Genomic DNA, 17,060 nt, shown 5'->3' with positions numbered 1-17,060 from the left:
CAGATGTTCGAATGGCGTATGCGCTGGGACGGTCAGTCGGTGGGGGAGCGGGACGACGGAGCCCTGCCGGGACTGGGCCTGTCAGGGTTCGTGCGCAGCGTGCGCACCCCGGACTTCGCCGGGGTCACGTTCCACGAGGTCGCCGCGAAGAGCGCGCTCAACAAGGTCCACGAGGCCTCGGGGATGCCCTTCCGGTGGACGATCAACCCGATGCGCGGCTGCGTGCACGCGTGCACCTACTGCTTCGCCCGCCCGACGCACGAGTACCTCGAGCTCGACGCCGGCACCGACTTCGAGACGCAGATCGTCGTCAAGACGAACGTCGTCGAGGTGCTGCGCGCCGAGCTCGCACGGCCGTCGTGGCGCCGTGAACCGGTGGCGCTGGGCACCAACACCGACCCGTACCAGCGCCCCGAGGGCCGGTACCGGCTCATGCCCGGCATCATCGACGCCCTGGCGACATCGGGCACGCCGTTCTCGGTGCTGACCAAGGGTCCGCTGCTGCGCCGTGACCTCCCGCTCCTCGTGGCCGCGGCCCGACGTGTGCCGGTCGCCGTCGCGGTCTCGCTCGCTGTGCTCGACCCGGCGCTCCAGCAGTCGCTCGAGCCCGGCACGCCGCTTCCCCGGGCCCGGCTCGACCTCATCCGGGCCGTGCGCGACGCGGGGCTGCCCTGCGGGGTCTTCGTGGCCCCCGTGATGCCCGGCCTCACCGACTCGGTGGAGCACCTCGATGCCCTGCTCGCCGAGCTGGCGGCGGCGGGCGCCACGGGTGTCACCGTGCTGCCGCTCAACCTGCGGGGGTCCGTCAAGCCCTGGTTCGCGGGATGGCTCGCGCGCGAGCGACCGGAGCTCGTGGAGCGCTACCGCCGGCTCTACGGCAGAGGTGCGTACCTGCCTGTCGAGTACACGGTGTGGCTCGACGCGCGCGTGCGCCCCCTGCTGGCAGCGCGCGGCTTCTCCTCAGACGCCGGACCGGACGGGGTGGGGGAGGAGGGGGCGACCGGTACGGGGCCCCAGGGAGGCGGCCGACACCCGGGCGCCACGGTGGACGTGGAGCAACCCGTGCTGTTCTGACGGCCCCAAGGCCGGCCCGGCCCGGCCCGGCCTGGCTGCGTCGACGGAGCGAGCCAGGTCTCGTCGGCTCAGATCTGCGTAGCGTCTGATAACGGAAGCATGCGCCTCGGGAGGCGACCTCCCACCGTCGGTGCCGCGCCTCACCTCGACACAGAGCGCAGGACCGCGGAGGTTGGTTCCGTTATCATCAGACCGGTCGACGGCGGATCCGCGTCACGGGACGAGGACCACGAACGAAGGGCGGCGCAGTCATGAGGTCACCGGACGTCGAGGACCTCGTCAGCGCTTACCTCGACCAGCTCGCGGCGTCACCGGCCACCGTGCGGCAGCGGCGGTGGGCCCTGCGCGACCTCGCTGACTTCGCGGCGTCGAGCCCCGGGGGCCGCGACGCGCGGGCCGCGCTCGAGCCTCAGGCGCTGGGGGACTGGTTGGCCGACCGTGCGGGAGGGTCGACCGTCGCCACGCAGCGGGCCCGTGCGAGCGCGGCGCGCGCCCTGGTCGAGTTCGCGCGGAAACGTCGACTCGTGCCCGACCTCGACGTCCCGGGCAAGGTCCTCGCGCTGCCCACCCCGCCTCCGGCGGACCGTGACGCCGACAGAGGCCGGCGCCTGCTCGCTGCGACGTCGCACGGGGCACCCCGCGCGGTGCCCCCGGCGATCTGGGCACGGTTCACCGCCCACGTGCACCTGCTCGCGGCGGTCGGTCAGCGCGAGGACGAGCTGGCCCGCCTGCGCGTGAGCGACGTCCAGGGCGACCTCGGCCTGGTGCGCGCGCCGTCCGATGCCGCGCGCCGCGCCCTGCAGGGGTGGCTCGAGGTCCGGGCCGATGCGGTCTCACGGCTCCAGGGGAGCGACCCGGGAGCCCTGTGGGTGCGGCTGCACGCGGCGGTCGACCGGCGCACGGGCCTCACGGTCCCGGCCGGGCTCGCGATCAGTCGCCGGGGCCTGCGGCTGTCGTTCGCGACCGTGCGTGACGCCCTCGCCGCGCAGGGGCACCCGGTGGCCGACGTGACCGTCCGCGACGTCCGTGCGGTCGCGCGCCCCTGAGCGTCAGTCGTCCGCGAGGCGCGCCGGGAACCCACCCGTGGCGATCGGGCCCCAGGCGTCGATCGTGATGCGGAGCAGGGACTTGCCCTGCGCGACCATCGCCGCCCGGTACTCGTCCCAGTCTGGGTGCTCTCCCGCGATGCCGCGGTAGTACTCGACGAGCGGCTCGACCGACTCGGGCAGGTCCAGCACCTCGGCCCGGCCGTCCAGCTGCACCCACGGACCGTCGAAGTCGTCGGACAGCACGCAGACCGACACCGCGGGGTCGCGACGGGCGTTGACGGCCTTGGCGCGGTCGGGGTAGGTCGACACGACGACGCGGCCCGCCGCGTCGAGCCCGCAGGTCACCGGGGACATCTGGGGTGCGCCGGACGACCGGCGCGTCAGGAGCACAGCGTGGTGGCGGGCGGCCACGAACGCGAGCAGGTCCTCACGCGAGACGCGCTCGGTGGTGGCGATGCGACGGGACACCTGCAGCTCCTGGGGGTCGGGTCCGGGTCGTGCGCGACGACCGTCGGGGTGGCACGTCGTCGCCCGCCCAGTATGCGACGTCCGTGCGTCGGTGCCCGACAAGCGCGGAACGTCCCACCGACCTAGCGTGGGCCCATGAGCGAGAAGTCCGGCCCGGACACGGGCACGGTGGTGGGCTGGACGCCGCTCGTCTTCATCGGGCTGGGGCTGTCCATGATCGTCATGGACGTCACCATCGTGAACACGTCGCTGCCGCAGATCATCGAAGACCTCGACATGAGCTCGATCGACTCGGAGTGGATCCAGTCGATGTACTCGCTCGTTTTCGCGTCCCTGCTCATCACCTTCGGTCGGCTCGGTGACAAGGTGGGACGCCGCACCGTGTTCGTCGTGGGGGCCGTCGTCTTCGGCGTCGCGAGCCTCGTCGCGACGCAGGTCAGCACCGGCGGCGAGCTCATCGCGATCCGTGCGGTCCAGGGCGTCGGCGGGGCGATGATCTCGCCGACCTCGCTGTCGCTGCTCAACTCGCTGTACTTCGGCAAGCGCCGGGCCGTGGCGTTCGCGGTGTACGGCGCCATCCTCGCGGGCATGGCAGGCGTGGGCCCGCTGCTCGGCGGATACCTCACCCAGTACTACTCGTGGCGGCACGCGTTCGGCGTCAACGTGCCGCTGGCGGTCGTCGTGATCGTCGGGGCCCTGCTGTTCGTGCCCAACACGCGTGACGACAAGGCGCTCGGCCGCGACCTCGTGGGCATGGCCCTGTCGGCCGTGGGGGTCGGCGCGCTCATCTTCGGCCTCATCGAGGGACGCAGCGACGGCTGGTGGATCGCCGTGCGGGACGTCCACGTGCTCGGCCTGACGTTCCCCCAGGGCGGCATCTCGCCCGTGCCGATCGCGTTCGCGATCTCCGCCGTGACGCTCGTGTCGTTGTGGTTCTACGAGGAGGCCCGCCGCCGCGCGAAGGCCGCGCTGCTCATCGACATGACCCTGTTCAAGATCCGGTCCTTCGGCTTCGGGTCCCTCGTCGCGCTGATCGTCTCGCTCGGCGAGTTCGGCATCCTGTTCGCGCTGCCGCTGTTCGTCCAGAACGCGCTCGGGTACAGCCCCCTCGGCTCGGGGGCCCTGACAGCATCGGTCGCGGCCGGTGCGCTCGTCGCAGGCAGCACAGCGGCTGTGATCGCCAACCGGACGAGCCCACGCCTCGTGACGCGCGTCGGCATGTCGCTCGAGGTCGTGGGGATCGTGACGCTGGGCCTCGTGGTCTCGGCGACGGTCCCGACCTGGCACATGGTGGTGGCGCTCGTGATCTACGGCCTGGGCATCGGCTACGCGCAGTCCCAGCTCGTGAGCATCATCCTGAGCAACGTCCCGGTCGAGGAGAGCGGGCAGGCCTCGGGCACCGAGGCGACGGCCCGGCGCATCGGCACCGCGCTGGGCAGCGCCGTGATCGGGACGATCCTGTTCGTGGGTCTGCAGCACGACACCGAGCAGAAGGTCAGCCAGGTCGAGGGCGTGTCCACCGAGCAGGCCACCGAGATCGGCCGGGTTGTGGAGAGCACCTCGGGTGTCGCCATCTCCGAGATCGCCCGCAGGCCCGACGGCGAGCCCGTCGCCCAGGCAGCGACCGAGGCGTTCGCGGAGGCGCTGCGCCGGACCTCGTTCGTCGCCGCCGGGCTCGTCGCCGTGGGGCTCGCGACGACAGCGCTGCTGCCGTCCGGCCGACCTGAGGAGACCGTGCGACGCAAGCCGTCCGGACCGCGACGCCCAGCGACGGTCTCGTGACGACGGAGGTGTTCGGCGGTCACATCGCGGGCGTGGGGGCGGCCGACGGCACCCGGGTCGTGGTGGGGCGGTGGCTGACCAGTCCGCTCGGTCGCTTCGCGGACGTGATGGTCGAGCGCGCCGACGGGACGCGGCTGCTGCTGGCCCCTGACCTGCCGGTCGCGCGGCTCGTCGCCGCGACCTACACGTTCGACGACGTGCTCGTCGCCCCGGTCATGATCCGGACGGACCCCCGGACGCGCACCTGGCACGTCCGGGCGGGACGGTACGAGGCCACGCTCACGATCGGCGCGCGCACGGGGGTCGGCCAGGTGCTGCGCCTGCTGCCCGCGGCCGTGACCCGCACCCAGGGCTTCGCGAGCCTGGCCGACCCGGTGGCCCGGGTGCTGCTGGGTGGGGTCCGCACGAGCGGCAGCGCACGCGACGGCGCCCACGAGCGGTACGCGGCCGCCGACCAGCACCGCATCGTCGATGCCCGCCAGGCCTGGGGCGGCACCGACCTCGGACCGCTGGTCCCGATCGACCCGCCCGTGCGCTTCGGCTTCGGCTCGGTGCCCCGCACGCCCTCGGTCACCCGCGTCACGAGCCACGTGGAGCGCGCCCCGACCCACGCTGGTCCGGGCCGCTCGGACGTTGACTAGGATCTGGGGGTGCGCGGAACGTCGCGCAGCCCCCCAGCCCGTCCCGGAAGGACCCCGTCGTGCTCCGCACCCACACCGCCGGCTCGTTGCGAGCCGAGCACATCGGCACCACCGTCACCCTCACGGGCTGGGTGGACCGGCGCCGGGATCACGGTGGGGTGGCGTTCATCGACCTGCGTGACGCCACGGGCATCGCCCAGGTGGTCATCCGTGACGAGGCCGTGGCCCACGAGCTGCGCAACGAGTACGTGCTGCAGGTGACCGGGCAGGTCGGCCGCCGGCCCGAGGGCAACGAGAACACGAACCTTGCCACCGGTGAGATCGAGGTCGTGGCCGACGAGGTCGTCGTGCTCAACGAGTCCGCACCGCTCCCGTTCCAGGTGTCGTCGGCCCTCGACGAGACCGTGGGGGAGGAGGCGCGCCTCAAGTACCGCTACCTCGACCTGCGCCGGCCCGCGCCCTCGCACGCCCTGCGGCTGCGGTCGAAGGTCAACCAGGCCGCCCGCCGGGTGCTCGACGCGCACGAGTTCGTCGAGATCGAGACCCCGACGCTGACCCACTCGACGCCCGAGGGTGCCCGCGACTTCGTGGTCCCGGCCCGGCTGGCCCCCGGCTCCTGGTACGCGCTGCCGCAGTCGCCCCAGCTGTTCAAGCAGCTGCTCATGGTCGCGGGCATGGAGCGGTACTACCAGATCGCCCGCTGCTACCGCGACGAGGACTTCCGCGCGGACCGTCAGCCCGAGTTCACCCAGCTCGACGTCGAGATGAGCTTCGTCGAGCAGGACGACGTCATCGAGGTGGCCGAGGAGATCCTCGTCTCGCTGTGGGACCTGATCGGGTACACGATCCCCACGCCCATCCCGCGCATGACGTTCGCCGACGCGATGAACCGCTTCGGCAGCGACAAGCCCGACCTGCGCTTCGGCCTCGAGCTCGTCGAGCTGACCGACTACTTCAAGGACACCCCGTTCCGCGTCTTCCAGGCGCCGTACGTGGGTGCTGTGGTCCAGCCCGGCGGTGCGTCCACCCCGCGCCGCGGCTTCGACGCCTGGCAGGAGTGGGCCAAGCAGCGCGGTGCCAAGGGCCTGGCCTATGTCACGGTGTCCGAGACGGGCGAGCTCGCGGGCCCGGTCGCGAAGAACCTGTCCGACGCCGAGCGCGCCGGTCTCGTCGAGGCCGTCGGCGCGAAGCCCGGCGACGCCGTGTTCTTCGCCGCCGGCAAGCGCACGCAGGCTCAGGAGCTGCTCGGTGCCGCCCGCCTCGAGATCGCCCGTCGCGGCGACCTGATCGACCCCGACGCCTGGGAGTTCGTCTGGATCGTCGACGCGCCGCTGTTCAAGCCCACGGGCGAGGACGACGACGTGGCCGTCGGTGAGGGCGCCTGGACCGCCGTGCACCACGCGTTCACGTCGCCCACGCCCGAGTGGCTGGACCGTTTCGAGGAGAGCCCGGGTGAGGCCCTGGCCTACGCCTACGACATCGTGTGCAACGGCAACGAGATCGGCGGCGGCTCGATCCGTATCCACCGCCGCGACGTGCAGGAGCGCGTGTTCCAGGTCATGGGCATCGACGAGGCCGAGGCGCAGGAGAAGTTCGGCTTCCTGCTCGACGCGTTCGCGTTCGGCGCCCCGCCGCACGGCGGCATCGCGTTCGGCTGGGACCGCATCGTCGCGCTGCTGACCCGGTCGGCGTCCATCCGCGACGTCATCGCGTTCCCGAAGTCGGGCGGCGGCTACGACCCGCTGACCGGTGCCCCCGCACCGATCACCGCGGCCCAGCGCCGCGAGGCCGGCGTCGACTTCACGCCGAAGCCCGCCGTCGCCAAGACGGCCGAGAAGGCCGAGCAGCCCGAGCAGGCTGAGGACACGCAGGCCGCCGGGGCCTGAGCCCCACGCAGCACAGGAACGGCCCGGTCGGGATCTCCCGACCGGGCCGTTCTGCTCTGCTGCGAACCGTCAGTGCGTGATGGCTGCGCGGTCGTAGACCCGCCGCAGCCAGCCCGGGGCCCACCAGTTGACGTCGCCGAGGATCGTCATGGTCGCCGGCACGAGCAGCATGCGCACGATCGTCGCGTCGATGAGGACGGCGACCGCGAGCGCGAACCCGACCTCCTTGATGACGAGGAGCTTGCCGAACACGAAGCCGGCGAAGACCACGACGATGATGGCCGCAGCGGACGTGATGATCCGCCCGGAGCGTTGCAGGCCGAGGCGCACGGCGTCGTCGTTGGACAGGCCGGAGTCGTGGAGCTCCTTGATCCGGGAGAGCAGGAACACCTCGTAGTCCATGGCCAGGCCGAACGCGAACGCGATGACGAGGGCGACGACGTAGGTCTCGATGCCGCCGGTCGAGGTGAAGCCGAGCACCCCGGACAGGTGCCCGTCCTGGAAGACCCAGACGAGGACGCCGAGCGAGGCGGCGATCGACAGGACGTTCGTGAGCAGCGCCTTGATCGGGATGGCGACCGAGCCGGTCATGAGGAACAGCAGCACGAGCGTGGCGATCGTGACGATGCCGATGGCCCAGGGGGCGCGGTCCCCGAGCGCCTGGGTGAAGTCGATCTGCCCGGCGGCCTGGCCGGCGACCCAGGTGGAGAAGGGTGGGTCGAGGTCGCGGATCTCCCGCACGACGGCCTGCGCCTCGGTGCCGCCGGCGTCGGTCGAGTCGGGGCGGACACCGATGACGACGTAGGGGCCCATCGGCGCCGGGGTGTCGACCGCGGCGACGTCGTCGAGCCCGGTGAGCTCTGCGGCCCACGCGGTGGCTTCCTCGAGCGAGGTCTCGGCGATGACGGTGACGGCGGCGGAGGACGCTGCGGGGTAGTTCTCGGCGATGGCCTGGAGGTACTCGCGCTGGGTGCTGTCCTGGGGCAGCAGCTGGACGGTCGAGTTGCGGAGCTCGATGTGGGCGAGCGGTGAGGCGAGCGCGCCGAGCAGCGCGAGGGTGGCCGCGACGACCCACCAGGGGTGGCGCTGGACGCGGGCGGCGAGCCGCGAGAAGACGCCCTCTTCGGACTGCACGTCGGCTGTACGGGTGAGCAGGTGCCGCAGGCCGGGGATCCGGGACATCAGGCCGGGGCGCACCATGCGGCGTCCGAGCAGGACGAGCAGAGCGGGCACGAGGGTCAGGGCGGTCGCGACGGCGACGAGGATGATCGCGACACCCGCGGCACCGAAGGCGCGCAGGATCGCGGGCTGGAACACGAGCAGCCCGGCGATCGAGATGGCGACGGTGAGGGCAGAGAAGGCGACGGTGCGTCCTGCTGTCGACATGGTGCGCAGCAGCGCCGTGGTGACGGCGCCGTCACCACGGCGGCGGCGGGCGCGCTCGCCCCCGTCGTCGTCGACGAGGGGGTGCAGCTCTTCGCGGAAGCGCGAGACGATCAGGAGCCCGTAGTCGATCGACAGGCCGAGGCCGAGCAGCGTGACGACGTTCACGACGGACGAGTCGAGGTCCATCAGGTAGGAGAAGCCGAGCAGCGCGGCGAGGCCGCCGGCGATCGAGGCGATGGCTCCGACCATGGGCATCGCGGCGGCCAGGAAGCCGCCGAAGACGAGGACCATGATCAGCAGGGCCACGGGCAGCGCGACAGCCTCGCCCGTGGCGAGGTCCTTCTCGACCTGGCTGGTGATGGCGTCGTAGATGAGGGGTGCGCCGCCGACGATCCCGGTGGCGTCGGGGGCCACTGTGCGCAGCTCGCCGGGGATCGTCTCGAGCACGTTCTGGACCTGCGTGAGGGCCGCGTCCTCGGTGGCCTCGTCGAGGCGGGGCTCGAGCTCGACGACCAGCAGGAAGCCGTTGCCGTCCTGGGCGATGAGGGGCGCCGCGGCGGGGTTGGCCGCGCCGTCGGGCAGGGCCGAGGGGTCGATGACGGAGGCGACGCCGTCGATCTCGGCGAGCTCGGTGCGGGCGCCGGCGAGCACGGGGAGGATCGCGGGGTCGGCGGGGTCCACGCCGCTGACGACGAGGCTGAGGGACTGGCCGCGGTCGTCGTTGTCGCGCAGGATGCTGTTCGCCGCGTCGCTCTCGGAGCCGGGGACGGCGGGCTCGCCGGTCGTGAGCCGCTCGAACAGGTTCTCGCCGTGCACCCCGAAGATGGCCAGGCTGAAGCCGAGAGCGGTGATGACCAGCCAGACGATGACGGTCAGTCGGGGGTGGTGGGCGACGCGGCGACCTAGGCTCTCGAACACGGTCGTCAGCATCGCAGCATGTGGGACCTGCTCTGCACATCCCGTGGACCGGTGTGTCGGCGGGGGTGCGTAGGCTCGGGGCATGGACCTGTTCGACTCCGTCATCACGACGGAGCAGGGGATCCCGGCCCCCGGTGCCGGGTCACCGCTCGCGGTGCGGATGCGTCCGCGCACGCTCGACGAGGTGGCCGGGCAAGGGCACCTGCTGGTGCCGGGCTCCCCGCTTCGCCGGCTCGTGGACCCGGGTGATGAGCGGGGACGCCGTGCGGCCCCCACGTCGGTCGTGCTCTGGGGCCCCCCGGGCACCGGGAAGACGACGCTTGCCTACCTGATCGCAGCGACCTCGGGTCGGCGCTTCGTCGAGCTGTCCGCGGTCACGGCGGGGGTCAAGGACGTGCGGGCTGTCATCGAGGGCGCGCGGCGGCGGCTCGCGGCCGACGGCACCGAGACCGTGCTGTTCATCGACGAGGTGCACCGGTTCACCAAGGCGCAGCAGGACGCGCTGCTGCCGAGCGTCGAGAACCGCTGGGTCACCCTCGTGGCGGCGACCACCGAGAACCCGAGCTTCTCGGTCAACTCCCCGCTCCTGTCGCGCTCGCTCCTGCTCACGCTCCAGCCGCTCGACGTGGAGCAGGTGCGCACCCTGGTGCGGCGCGCGGTCGAGGACGAGCGGGGCCTGGGCGGCTCGGTCGTGCTGGCGGAGGACGCCGAGGAGCACCTGCTGCGGCTCGCGGGCGGTGATGCGCGCAAGGCGTTGACGATCCTCGAGGCCGCGGCCGGGGCTGCGCTGTCGCACCCGGCGGCGGCGGAGAGCGACGAGCGCGCCGGGCAGGACGAGGGTGAGGCCCCCGTCCCGATCGACCTCGCGACCATGGAGCGGGCGATCGACGTCGCTGCCGTGCGCTACGACCGGGACGGCGACCAGCACTACGACGTCGTGTCGGCCTTCATCAAGTCGGTGCGCGGTTCGGACGTCGACGCCGCGCTGCACTACCTCGCGCGCATGATCGCCGCGGGGGAGGACCCGCGGTTCATCGCGCGGCGCATCGTCATCTCGGCCGCGGAGGACATCGGCATGGCGGACCCGAGCGCGCTCCAGACGGCCGTGGCCGCCGCGCAGGCCGTCGCGCTCATCGGCATGCCCGAGGCGAGCCTGATCCTGGCCGAGGCCGTGGTGCACCTCGCGACGGCCCCGAAGTCGAACGCGGCCTACCGGGGCATCGAGGCAGCGCTGGCGGATGTGCGGGCCGGACGCATGGGTTCGGTTCCCGAGCATCTGCGTGACGCGCACTACGCCGGGGCGCGCTCCCTGGGCCACGGCAAGGGCTACGTGTACTCGCACGACGAGCCGCACGCCGTCGCGGCCCAGCAGTACCTGCCCGACGAGCTCGTGGGCACGCGCTACTACTCGCCGAGCGACCGTGGTTTCGAGCGCTCGGTCTCCGAGCGGCTCGACAAGATCCGCACGATCCTCGACGACCGGTCCTGAGCGCGTCGCCGCCGCGGGCCGATTCGGCCCCGGAGGTCCGCACCAGGTAAGGTGGACCGGTCGCCGGACGTGCAGTGCGCGTCGGACGACCACCTGGGGCCTCAGCCGCCAACCACCAGGACACTCCCCTCGCACGTCGGAGGAGGTCCTGGCGCCCATGGTCGGCCCCACCCCCGCCGGAGACCTCCGTGGCGGGTGTGACGTCTACAACGACAGGATGTACCTCTGTGAGCAGTGTGACCCGCTCGCGTCGCCAGGTGCGGCTCTCCCGCGCCCTCGGCCTCGCGCTGACGCCCAAGGCTGTCAAGCACTTCGAGAAGCGCCCCTACCCCCCGGGCGAGCACGGCCGCGCCCGTCGCCGCACCGAGTCGGACTACGCGGTCCGTCTGCGTGAGAAGCAGCGTCTGCGTGCGCAGTACGCGCTCCGCGAGAAGCAGCTCGCCCGTGCGTACGAGGACGCCCGCAAGGCCCCGGGCCTGACCGGTGAGGCGCTCGTCGAGAACCTCGAGACCCGCCTCGACGCCCTCGTCCTGCGTGCCGGCTTCTCCCGCACGATCCTCCAGGCCCGCCAGACCGTCGTGCACCGTCACGTGCTCGTCGACGGCAAGATCGTGGACCGTCCCTCGTTCCGGGTGAAGCCCGGCCAGACGATCCAGATCAAGCCGAAGAGCCAGACGACGGTGCCGTTCCAGGTCGCCGCCGCCGGTGCGCACCGCGACGTGCTGCCCACGCTCCCCGGGTACCTCGACGTGCAGCTCGAGAAGCTGACCGCCGTCCTCGTCCGCGCCCCCAAGCGCGCCGAGATCCCCGTGACCTGCGAGGTCCAGCTGGTCGTCGAGTACTACGCCCGCTGACGCGAGTCCCCGTCTGAACGCCCCGTGCGCGCCCTGTGGCGCACACGGGGCGTTCGGCTGTCCGGGTAGGGTTTCGCTGAGCCGGGCGTGCGCCCGGCACCGACGGACCACCGGTCGCTCGTCACGCCCCGCCCGGGGCACCACGAGCCGGTGGCACACGACCGGGGCCCGTGCCCAGGGAGGACAGGACATGTCGCTCGGAGACGTGGCAGGTCTGATCGCCGCGATCGCGTTCGTGCTGCTCGTCGGTGTGCTCGCGGTGCCGCTCGTGAAGCTCGGCCGTGTGCTCGACGAGGCGCGGACGTCGGTCAAGGAGCTCACCGACCACACCGTGCCGGTGCTCGACGAGGCGGCCACCGCTGTCGCGTCGACCAACTCCCAGATCGAGCGCGTCGACACGATCACGTCGTCCGCCGCGCAGGTCTCCGAGAACGTCTCGGCCCTCACCTCGCTGTTCGCTGCGACGGTCGGTGCCCCGATGGTCAAGGTCGCCGCCTTCTCCTACGGTGCGCGCCGCGCGTTCGCGAGCATGGGCGACGGGCTGCGGGGTCGGCGATGAAGCGCCTGTTCTGGGTCGCCGTCGGGGTCGGCGCCACCGTGCTGGTGTTCCGCAAGGCCACCGACGTGCTCGACCGCTACGTGCCCGCGAACGCCCGGCAGGCCGCCGGCACGCTCGCGCACCTGGGCACAGCAGCGCGCGGCGCGAAGGCCGAGTTCCTCACCGCGATGAGCGAGCGGGAGGCCCAGCTGCGCCACGACCTGGTCGGTGACGTCGACGTCGAGGCCGCGCGCGCCACCCGCACCGCGATGCGGACCGCCCACGCCGCGGGCCGCCGGCGTCACGCGGCGACCCGTGACTGGGCCGACGGGCCCACCGAGGACCCCGAGGACGACCCGCACGTGCCCTACTCGTTCTTCTGACGAGACCGCTCACGGAACACCGAGGCGTCATCCGACGCTTCAACCGAGGACTGCACCACCGGCCCGCAGGGCCCGACCGACCTGAGAATCACGAACACCGAGGACATCATGCGCACCGCCGAGATCCGCAAGCGTTGGCTCGACCACTTCGAGGCCCGCGGCCACACCGTCGTGCCGTCGGCCCCGCTGATCTCGCCCGACCCGTCGACGCTGTTCGTCATCGCCGGGATGGTCCCGTTCATCCCGTACATGCTCGGTGAGCAGACCGCGCCGTGGCCGCGCGCGACCAGCGTGCAGAAGTGCGTGCGCACGCTCGACATCGAAGAGGTCGGCAAGACGACCCGGCACGGCACGTTCTTCCAGATGAACGGCAACTTCTCGTTCGGCGACTACTTCAAGGAAGAGGCGATCACGTTCGCCTGGGAGCTCATCACGAACTCCCAGGACGACGGCGGCTACGGCTTCGACCCCGAGACGATCTGGGTCACCGTCTACCACGACGACGACGAGGCCGCCGCGCTGTGGAAGAAGATCGCCGGCATGCCCGACGAGCGCATCCAGCGCCGGGGCATGAAGGACAACTTCTGGTCCACGGGGGCGCGCGGCCCCGCCGGCCCGTGCTCCGAGATCTACGTCGACAGGGGGCCCGCGTACGGGGCCGAGGGTGGACCGGTCGTCGACGAGGACCGCTACATCGAGATCTGGAACCTCGTGTTCATGCAGTACGAGCGCGGTGACGGCGGCGGCAAGGACGACTTCCCGATCCTCGGGGAGCTCAAGCAGAGGAACATCGACACCGGCATGGGCCTCGAGCGCGTCGCCTACCTGCTGCAGGGTGTCGACAACATGTACGAGATCGACGAGGTCTTCCCCGTCATCCAGGCCGCGCAGGAGCTCTCGGGCCGCCGCTACGGCGCTGTGCACGAGGACGACGTGCGCATGCGCGTCGTCGCCGACCACGTGCGCAGCGGGCTCATGCTCATGGGCGACGGCGTCACGCCCTCGAACGAGGGCCGCGGCTACGTGCTGCGCAGGCTGCTGCGCCGTGCGGTGCGGGCGATGCGGCTGCTCGGTGTCGACGAGCCCGCTCTGCCGGCGCTGCTGCCGGTCAGCAAGGACGCCATGAAGGCGTCCTACCCGGAGCTCGAGGCCAACTTCGAGCGCATCAGCCGGATCGCGTACGCCGAGGAGGAGGCGTTCCGCCGCACCCTCGTCGCGGGCACCACGATCCTCGACACCGCGGTGCAGGAGGTCAAGAGCACGGCGACCACCCCGGTGCTCTCGGGCGCGCAGGCCTTCCAGCTGCACGACACCTACGGCTTCCCGATCGACCTGACCCTCGAGATGGCCGCCGAGCAGGGCGTGACGGTCGACGAGACCGCGTTCCGCTCGCTCATGCAGGAGCAGCGCCAGCGCGCCCGCGCCGACGCCCTCGCGAAGCGCGCCGGACGCGCCGACACGGCCGCCTACCAGGAGCTGCACGCCGACCTGAGCTCCTCGCACGGCGGCCCGGTGCAGTTTCTCGGGTACACCGACACCACGGCACGCTCGCGCGTCGTGGGGCTGCTCGTCGACGGCGTGCCCGGCCCCGTGGCCGTCGCGCCCGCCGACGTCGAGATCGTGCTCGACCGCACGCCGTTCTACGCCGAGGCCGGTGGACAGCTCGCCGACCACGGCACGATCGTGCTCGACGGCGGCGCACGGGTCGAGGTCGACGACGTCCAGGCACCCGTCAAGGGCCTGTCGGTGCACCACGGCCGGCTGGTCGACGGCACCCTGACGGTCGGCGAGGAGGGCACCGCCACGATCGACCTCGCGCGCCGCAAGGCGATCAGCCGTGCCCACACCGCGACCCACATGGTGCACAAGGCGCTGCGCGAGGCGCTCGGCGACACCGCGACCCAGGCCGGGTCCGAGAACGCCCCGAGCCGCATCCGCTTCGACTTCCGTGCGAGCTCCGCCGTGCCCGCCGGGGTGCTCTCCGAGGTGGAGGAGCGGGTCAACACCCAGCTCGCCGAGAACCTCGAGGTCACCGACCAGATCATGGCCATCGACGAGGCGCGCGCGCTCGGCGCGATGGCGCTGTTCGGCGAGAAGTACGGCGACCGGGTCCGCGTCGTGTCGATCGGTGGCGACTGGTCGCGCGAGCTGTGCGCAGGCACGCACGTGGCGAGCTCGGGCCAGCTCGGGCTCGTGACGCTGCTCGGCGAGTCCTCGATCGGATCGGGTGTGCGCCGCATCGACGCCCTCGTGGGCGCGGGCGCGTACGGGTACCAGGCCAAGGAGCACGCGCTCGTGGGCCAGCTCAGCGGGCTGCTCGGCTCGCGGCCCGACGAGCTGGGCGACCGGGTCTCGTCGCTGCTCACGCGGCTCAAGGAGTCCGAGAAGGAGCTCGCGGCGATCCGCCAGGCCCAGGTGCTCGCGGCGGCGGCCTCGCTCGCCGCCGGTGCCGCCGAGATCGACGGCGTGCGCGTCGTCGCCCACGACGCGGGCGACGTCGGGTCGGCCGACGACCTGCGCACCCTCGTGCTGGACGTGCGCGGACGGCTCGGCGACTCGCTCCCCGTGGTCGTCGCCGTCGCAGGCGTGAGCAAGGGACGGCCCCTCGTGGTCGTCGCGACCAACGCGGGCGCCCGCGCGCAGGGCATCCGCGCCGGTGCGCTCGTCAAGGCCGCCTCGACCGTGCTCGGTGGCGGTGGCGGCGGCAAGGACGACCTCGCCCAGGGTGGCGGCACCGACGCGACGCGCCTCGCGGACGCCCTCGACGCGGTCCGCGCCGGGACGCGCACGGCAGGCTGACATGCGCGACGACGCACCCGTCGGACGGGGAGCACGCCTCGCGGTCGACGTGGGCAGCGTCCGGGTGGGGCTGGCCGGCAGCGACCCCGACGGTCTCGTGGCCACCCCGGTCGAGACGCTGGCCCGCGACACCCGCAGGCCGGCGCCCGGCGCGCTGCCCACCGACGTGGCGCGCATCGTCGCCGAGGTCGCCGAACGCGCGGTCGCCGTCGTGTATGTCGGGCTCCCGCGGCACCTCTCGGGGGCCGAAGGGGCGGCATCGGAGGCTGCACGCGCGTACGCTGTTGCGTTGGCGCAGGCGATCGCACCGGTTCCGGTGTGGCTCGTCGACGAGCGGATGAGCACGGTGTCCGCCCATCAGGCGCTCCGTGCGGCCGGACGACCCGGTCGCCACCATCGGACGGTCGTCGACCAGGCGGCCGCCGTGGTGATCCTGCAGGCCGCGCTCGACGCGGAACGTGCCACGGGCCGACGGTCCGGGGAGCGGGTGGAGCTGGACCCACCCGCGAGCACCTCCGACGAGCGCGAGGGGACGTGCGGGGTCGAGAACGACCAGCACGGCGCAAGCCTGCCCGCCGGGCGCGCCGGACACGACGGAGCGGAGGAACGACCCGGTGAGTGATCTCTTCCTCGGGACGCTGAGCCAGCACGAGGGCGAGCCCCCGGTTCCGTCGCGCCGCTCGCGCAGCGCACGGGACAACAAGGCCCACCGCTCTCGTCAGCGACGCAACCGGCGCCGGCGCAGCTTTCTGGTCGTGATCCTCGCGCTGGCCCTGGTCGTGGGCGGCGGCTACGTCGTCAAGGAGTTCGTGGGCGGCCTGTTCTCGGGCGGCGAGCAGACCGTGACCGACTACCCGGGCCCCGGGCACGACTCCGCGCAGGTGGTCATCAACGCGGGTGACACCGGGTCCGCGATGGGCAGCACGCTCGTCGACGCCCGGGTGGTCGCGACCGTCAAGGCGTTCACCGCCGCGTTCGCCGCGAACCCCGTGGCCGCCTCGATCCAGCCGGGCACGTACCAGCTCCGGCTCGAGATGCGGGCCGCGGACGCGGTCGAGGCCCTGCTCGACCCGACCAACCTCGTGTCGACCAAGGTCACCATCCCCGAGGGCTTCACCGCCGAGAAGATCTTCGCGCGGCTCTCCGAGCAGACCGGCATCGCGGTCGAGGAGTTCGAGGCCGCCGCGGCCGACCCCGCCGCGATCGGGCTGCCGCCCGAGGCCGGCGGCGAGGTCGAGGGCTGGCTCTCGCCGCTCACCTACACGATCGCGCCCGACGAGTCCGCCGCGGCGATCCTGTCCACCATGGTCGCCGGCACCGTCCGCACGCTCGACGACCTCGGCGTCCCCGCCGCCGACCGGCAGACCGTGCTCATCAAGGCCTCGATCACCGAGCAGGAGGTCAGCTTCACCGAGGAGTACGCCAAGGTCGTCCGGGTCGTCGACAACCGGCTCGCGACCGGGATGCCGCTCGGCATGGACACCATCAACGCGTACGGCCTGGGCAAGTCGGCGATGGACCTCGTCGCGTCCGACTTCGCGGTCGACAACCCGTACAACGCGCGCATGCACACGGGTCTGCCGCCCACCCCGATCGGGAACCCCGGCGCCGAGGCCATCAACGCCGCGCTGCACCCCGCGGACGGCGACTGGCTGTACTTCATCACCGTCGACCTCGACTCCGGCGAGACGAAGTTCACCTCGTCGTACGACGAGTTCCTCGTGTACAAGGCTCAGTACCAGCAGTGGCTCGCAGCGAACCGGTGAACCCGTCCGACCGCGGTGGCCTCGACG

At 72.4% G+C, this 17,060-nt stretch carries 14 protein-coding genes; 12 read left to right on the top strand and 2 right to left on the bottom strand.

The window, feature by feature from the left end; genetic code table 11:
• Window positions 1-18: 18 nt before the first annotated feature.
• Together ACGIF2_RS01440 and ACGIF2_RS01435 are read left to right on the top strand one after the other, a co-directional pair.
• Complete coding sequence (locus ACGIF2_RS01440) at window positions 19-1,074, top strand: Rv2578c family radical SAM protein (protein WP_396043338.1); 1,056 nt, start codon at window positions 19-21, stop codon at window positions 1,072-1,074.
• Between the two features lie 251 nt (window positions 1,075-1,325).
• Window positions 1,326-2,120, top strand: a complete 795-nt coding sequence (locus tag ACGIF2_RS01435) for a hypothetical protein (RefSeq protein WP_396042713.1) — start codon at window positions 1,326-1,328, stop codon at window positions 2,118-2,120.
• Between the two features lie 3 nt (window positions 2,121-2,123).
• Here ACGIF2_RS01435 and ACGIF2_RS01430 read toward each other — a convergent pair whose 3' ends face one another.
• The gene (locus ACGIF2_RS01430; RefSeq protein WP_396042711.1) at window positions 2,124-2,591 is read right to left on the bottom strand and encodes a PPOX class F420-dependent oxidoreductase; all 468 of its coding nucleotides are present in this window, start codon (window positions 2,589-2,591) and stop codon (window positions 2,124-2,126) included.
• A 135-nt stretch (window positions 2,592-2,726) separates the two neighbouring features.
• On the opposite strand from ACGIF2_RS01430, the gene ACGIF2_RS01425 reads away from it, so the two are divergent.
• The 3 genes from ACGIF2_RS01425 to aspS are packed head-to-tail and all read left to right on the top strand — an operon-like array spanning window position 2,727 to window position 6,900.
• A complete protein-coding gene (locus ACGIF2_RS01425; protein WP_396042709.1) occupies window positions 2,727-4,373 on the top strand; it encodes an MFS transporter in 1,647 nt (548 codons plus the stop codon).
• Window positions 4,370-5,014, top strand: a complete 645-nt coding sequence (locus tag ACGIF2_RS01420) for a hypothetical protein (RefSeq protein ID WP_396042707.1) — start codon at window positions 4,370-4,372, stop codon at window positions 5,012-5,014. The genes ACGIF2_RS01425 and ACGIF2_RS01420 overlap by 4 nt, the downstream gene beginning before the upstream one ends.
• A 59-nt stretch (window positions 5,015-5,073) precedes the next feature.
• Window positions 5,074-6,900 carry an aspartate--tRNA ligase gene (gene aspS / locus ACGIF2_RS01415; RefSeq protein ID WP_396042705.1) on the top strand — a complete coding sequence of 609 codons (1,827 nt, stop codon included), beginning with the start codon at window positions 5,074-5,076 and terminating at the stop codon, window positions 6,898-6,900.
• A 69-nt stretch (window positions 6,901-6,969) separates the two neighbouring features.
• Here aspS and ACGIF2_RS01410 read toward each other — a convergent pair whose 3' ends face one another.
• Window positions 6,970-9,216, bottom strand: coding sequence for an MMPL family transporter (locus tag ACGIF2_RS01410; protein WP_396042703.1), 2,247 nt, complete (start codon window positions 9,214-9,216; stop codon window positions 6,970-6,972).
• 70 nt (window positions 9,217-9,286) lie between these two features.
• Here ACGIF2_RS01410 and ACGIF2_RS01405 point away from each other — a divergent pair, with 70 nt between their 5' ends.
• The 7 genes from ACGIF2_RS01405 to mltG all read left to right on the top strand — a co-directional run bounded on the left by ACGIF2_RS01405 (window position 9,287) and on the right by mltG (window position 17,033).
• Window positions 9,287-10,693: a replication-associated recombination protein A gene (locus ACGIF2_RS01405; RefSeq protein ID WP_396042701.1), complete on the top strand. Its 1,407-nt coding sequence runs from the start codon at window positions 9,287-9,289 to the stop codon at window positions 10,691-10,693.
• Window positions 10,694-10,920: 227 nt separating this feature from the next.
• Complete coding sequence (gene rpsD, locus ACGIF2_RS01400; protein WP_396042699.1) at window positions 10,921-11,547, top strand: 30S ribosomal protein S4; 627 nt, start codon at window positions 10,921-10,923, stop codon at window positions 11,545-11,547.
• Window positions 11,548-11,737: 190 nt separating this feature from the next.
• Complete coding sequence (locus ACGIF2_RS01395; RefSeq protein WP_396042697.1) at window positions 11,738-12,106, top strand: DUF948 domain-containing protein; 369 nt, start codon at window positions 11,738-11,740, stop codon at window positions 12,104-12,106.
• Window positions 12,103-12,468: a hypothetical protein gene (locus ACGIF2_RS01390; RefSeq protein WP_396042695.1), complete on the top strand. Its 366-nt coding sequence runs from the start codon at window positions 12,103-12,105 to the stop codon at window positions 12,466-12,468. Before ACGIF2_RS01395 ends, ACGIF2_RS01390 begins: the two co-directional genes overlap by 4 nt.
• 108 nt (window positions 12,469-12,576) lie before the next feature.
• Entirely contained in the window at window positions 12,577-15,267 is a 2,691-nt protein-coding gene (alaS, locus tag ACGIF2_RS01385; RefSeq protein ID WP_396042693.1) for an alanine--tRNA ligase, read from the top strand.
• Between the two features lies 1 nt (window position 15,268).
• Entirely contained in the window at window positions 15,269-15,889 is a 621-nt protein-coding gene (gene ruvX / locus ACGIF2_RS01380; protein WP_396042691.1) for a Holliday junction resolvase RuvX, read from the top strand.
• Window positions 15,882-17,033: an endolytic transglycosylase MltG gene (gene mltG / locus ACGIF2_RS01375; RefSeq protein WP_396042688.1), complete on the top strand. Its 1,152-nt coding sequence runs from the start codon at window positions 15,882-15,884 to the stop codon at window positions 17,031-17,033. Before ruvX ends, mltG begins: the two co-directional genes overlap by 8 nt.
• Window positions 17,034-17,060: the final 27 nt, after the last annotated feature.

Source organism: Cellulomonas sp. P22 (assembly GCF_044392165.1).
Note: the sequence above shows the minus strand (reverse complement) of the source record. Positions and strands in the feature narration are given on the sequence as shown.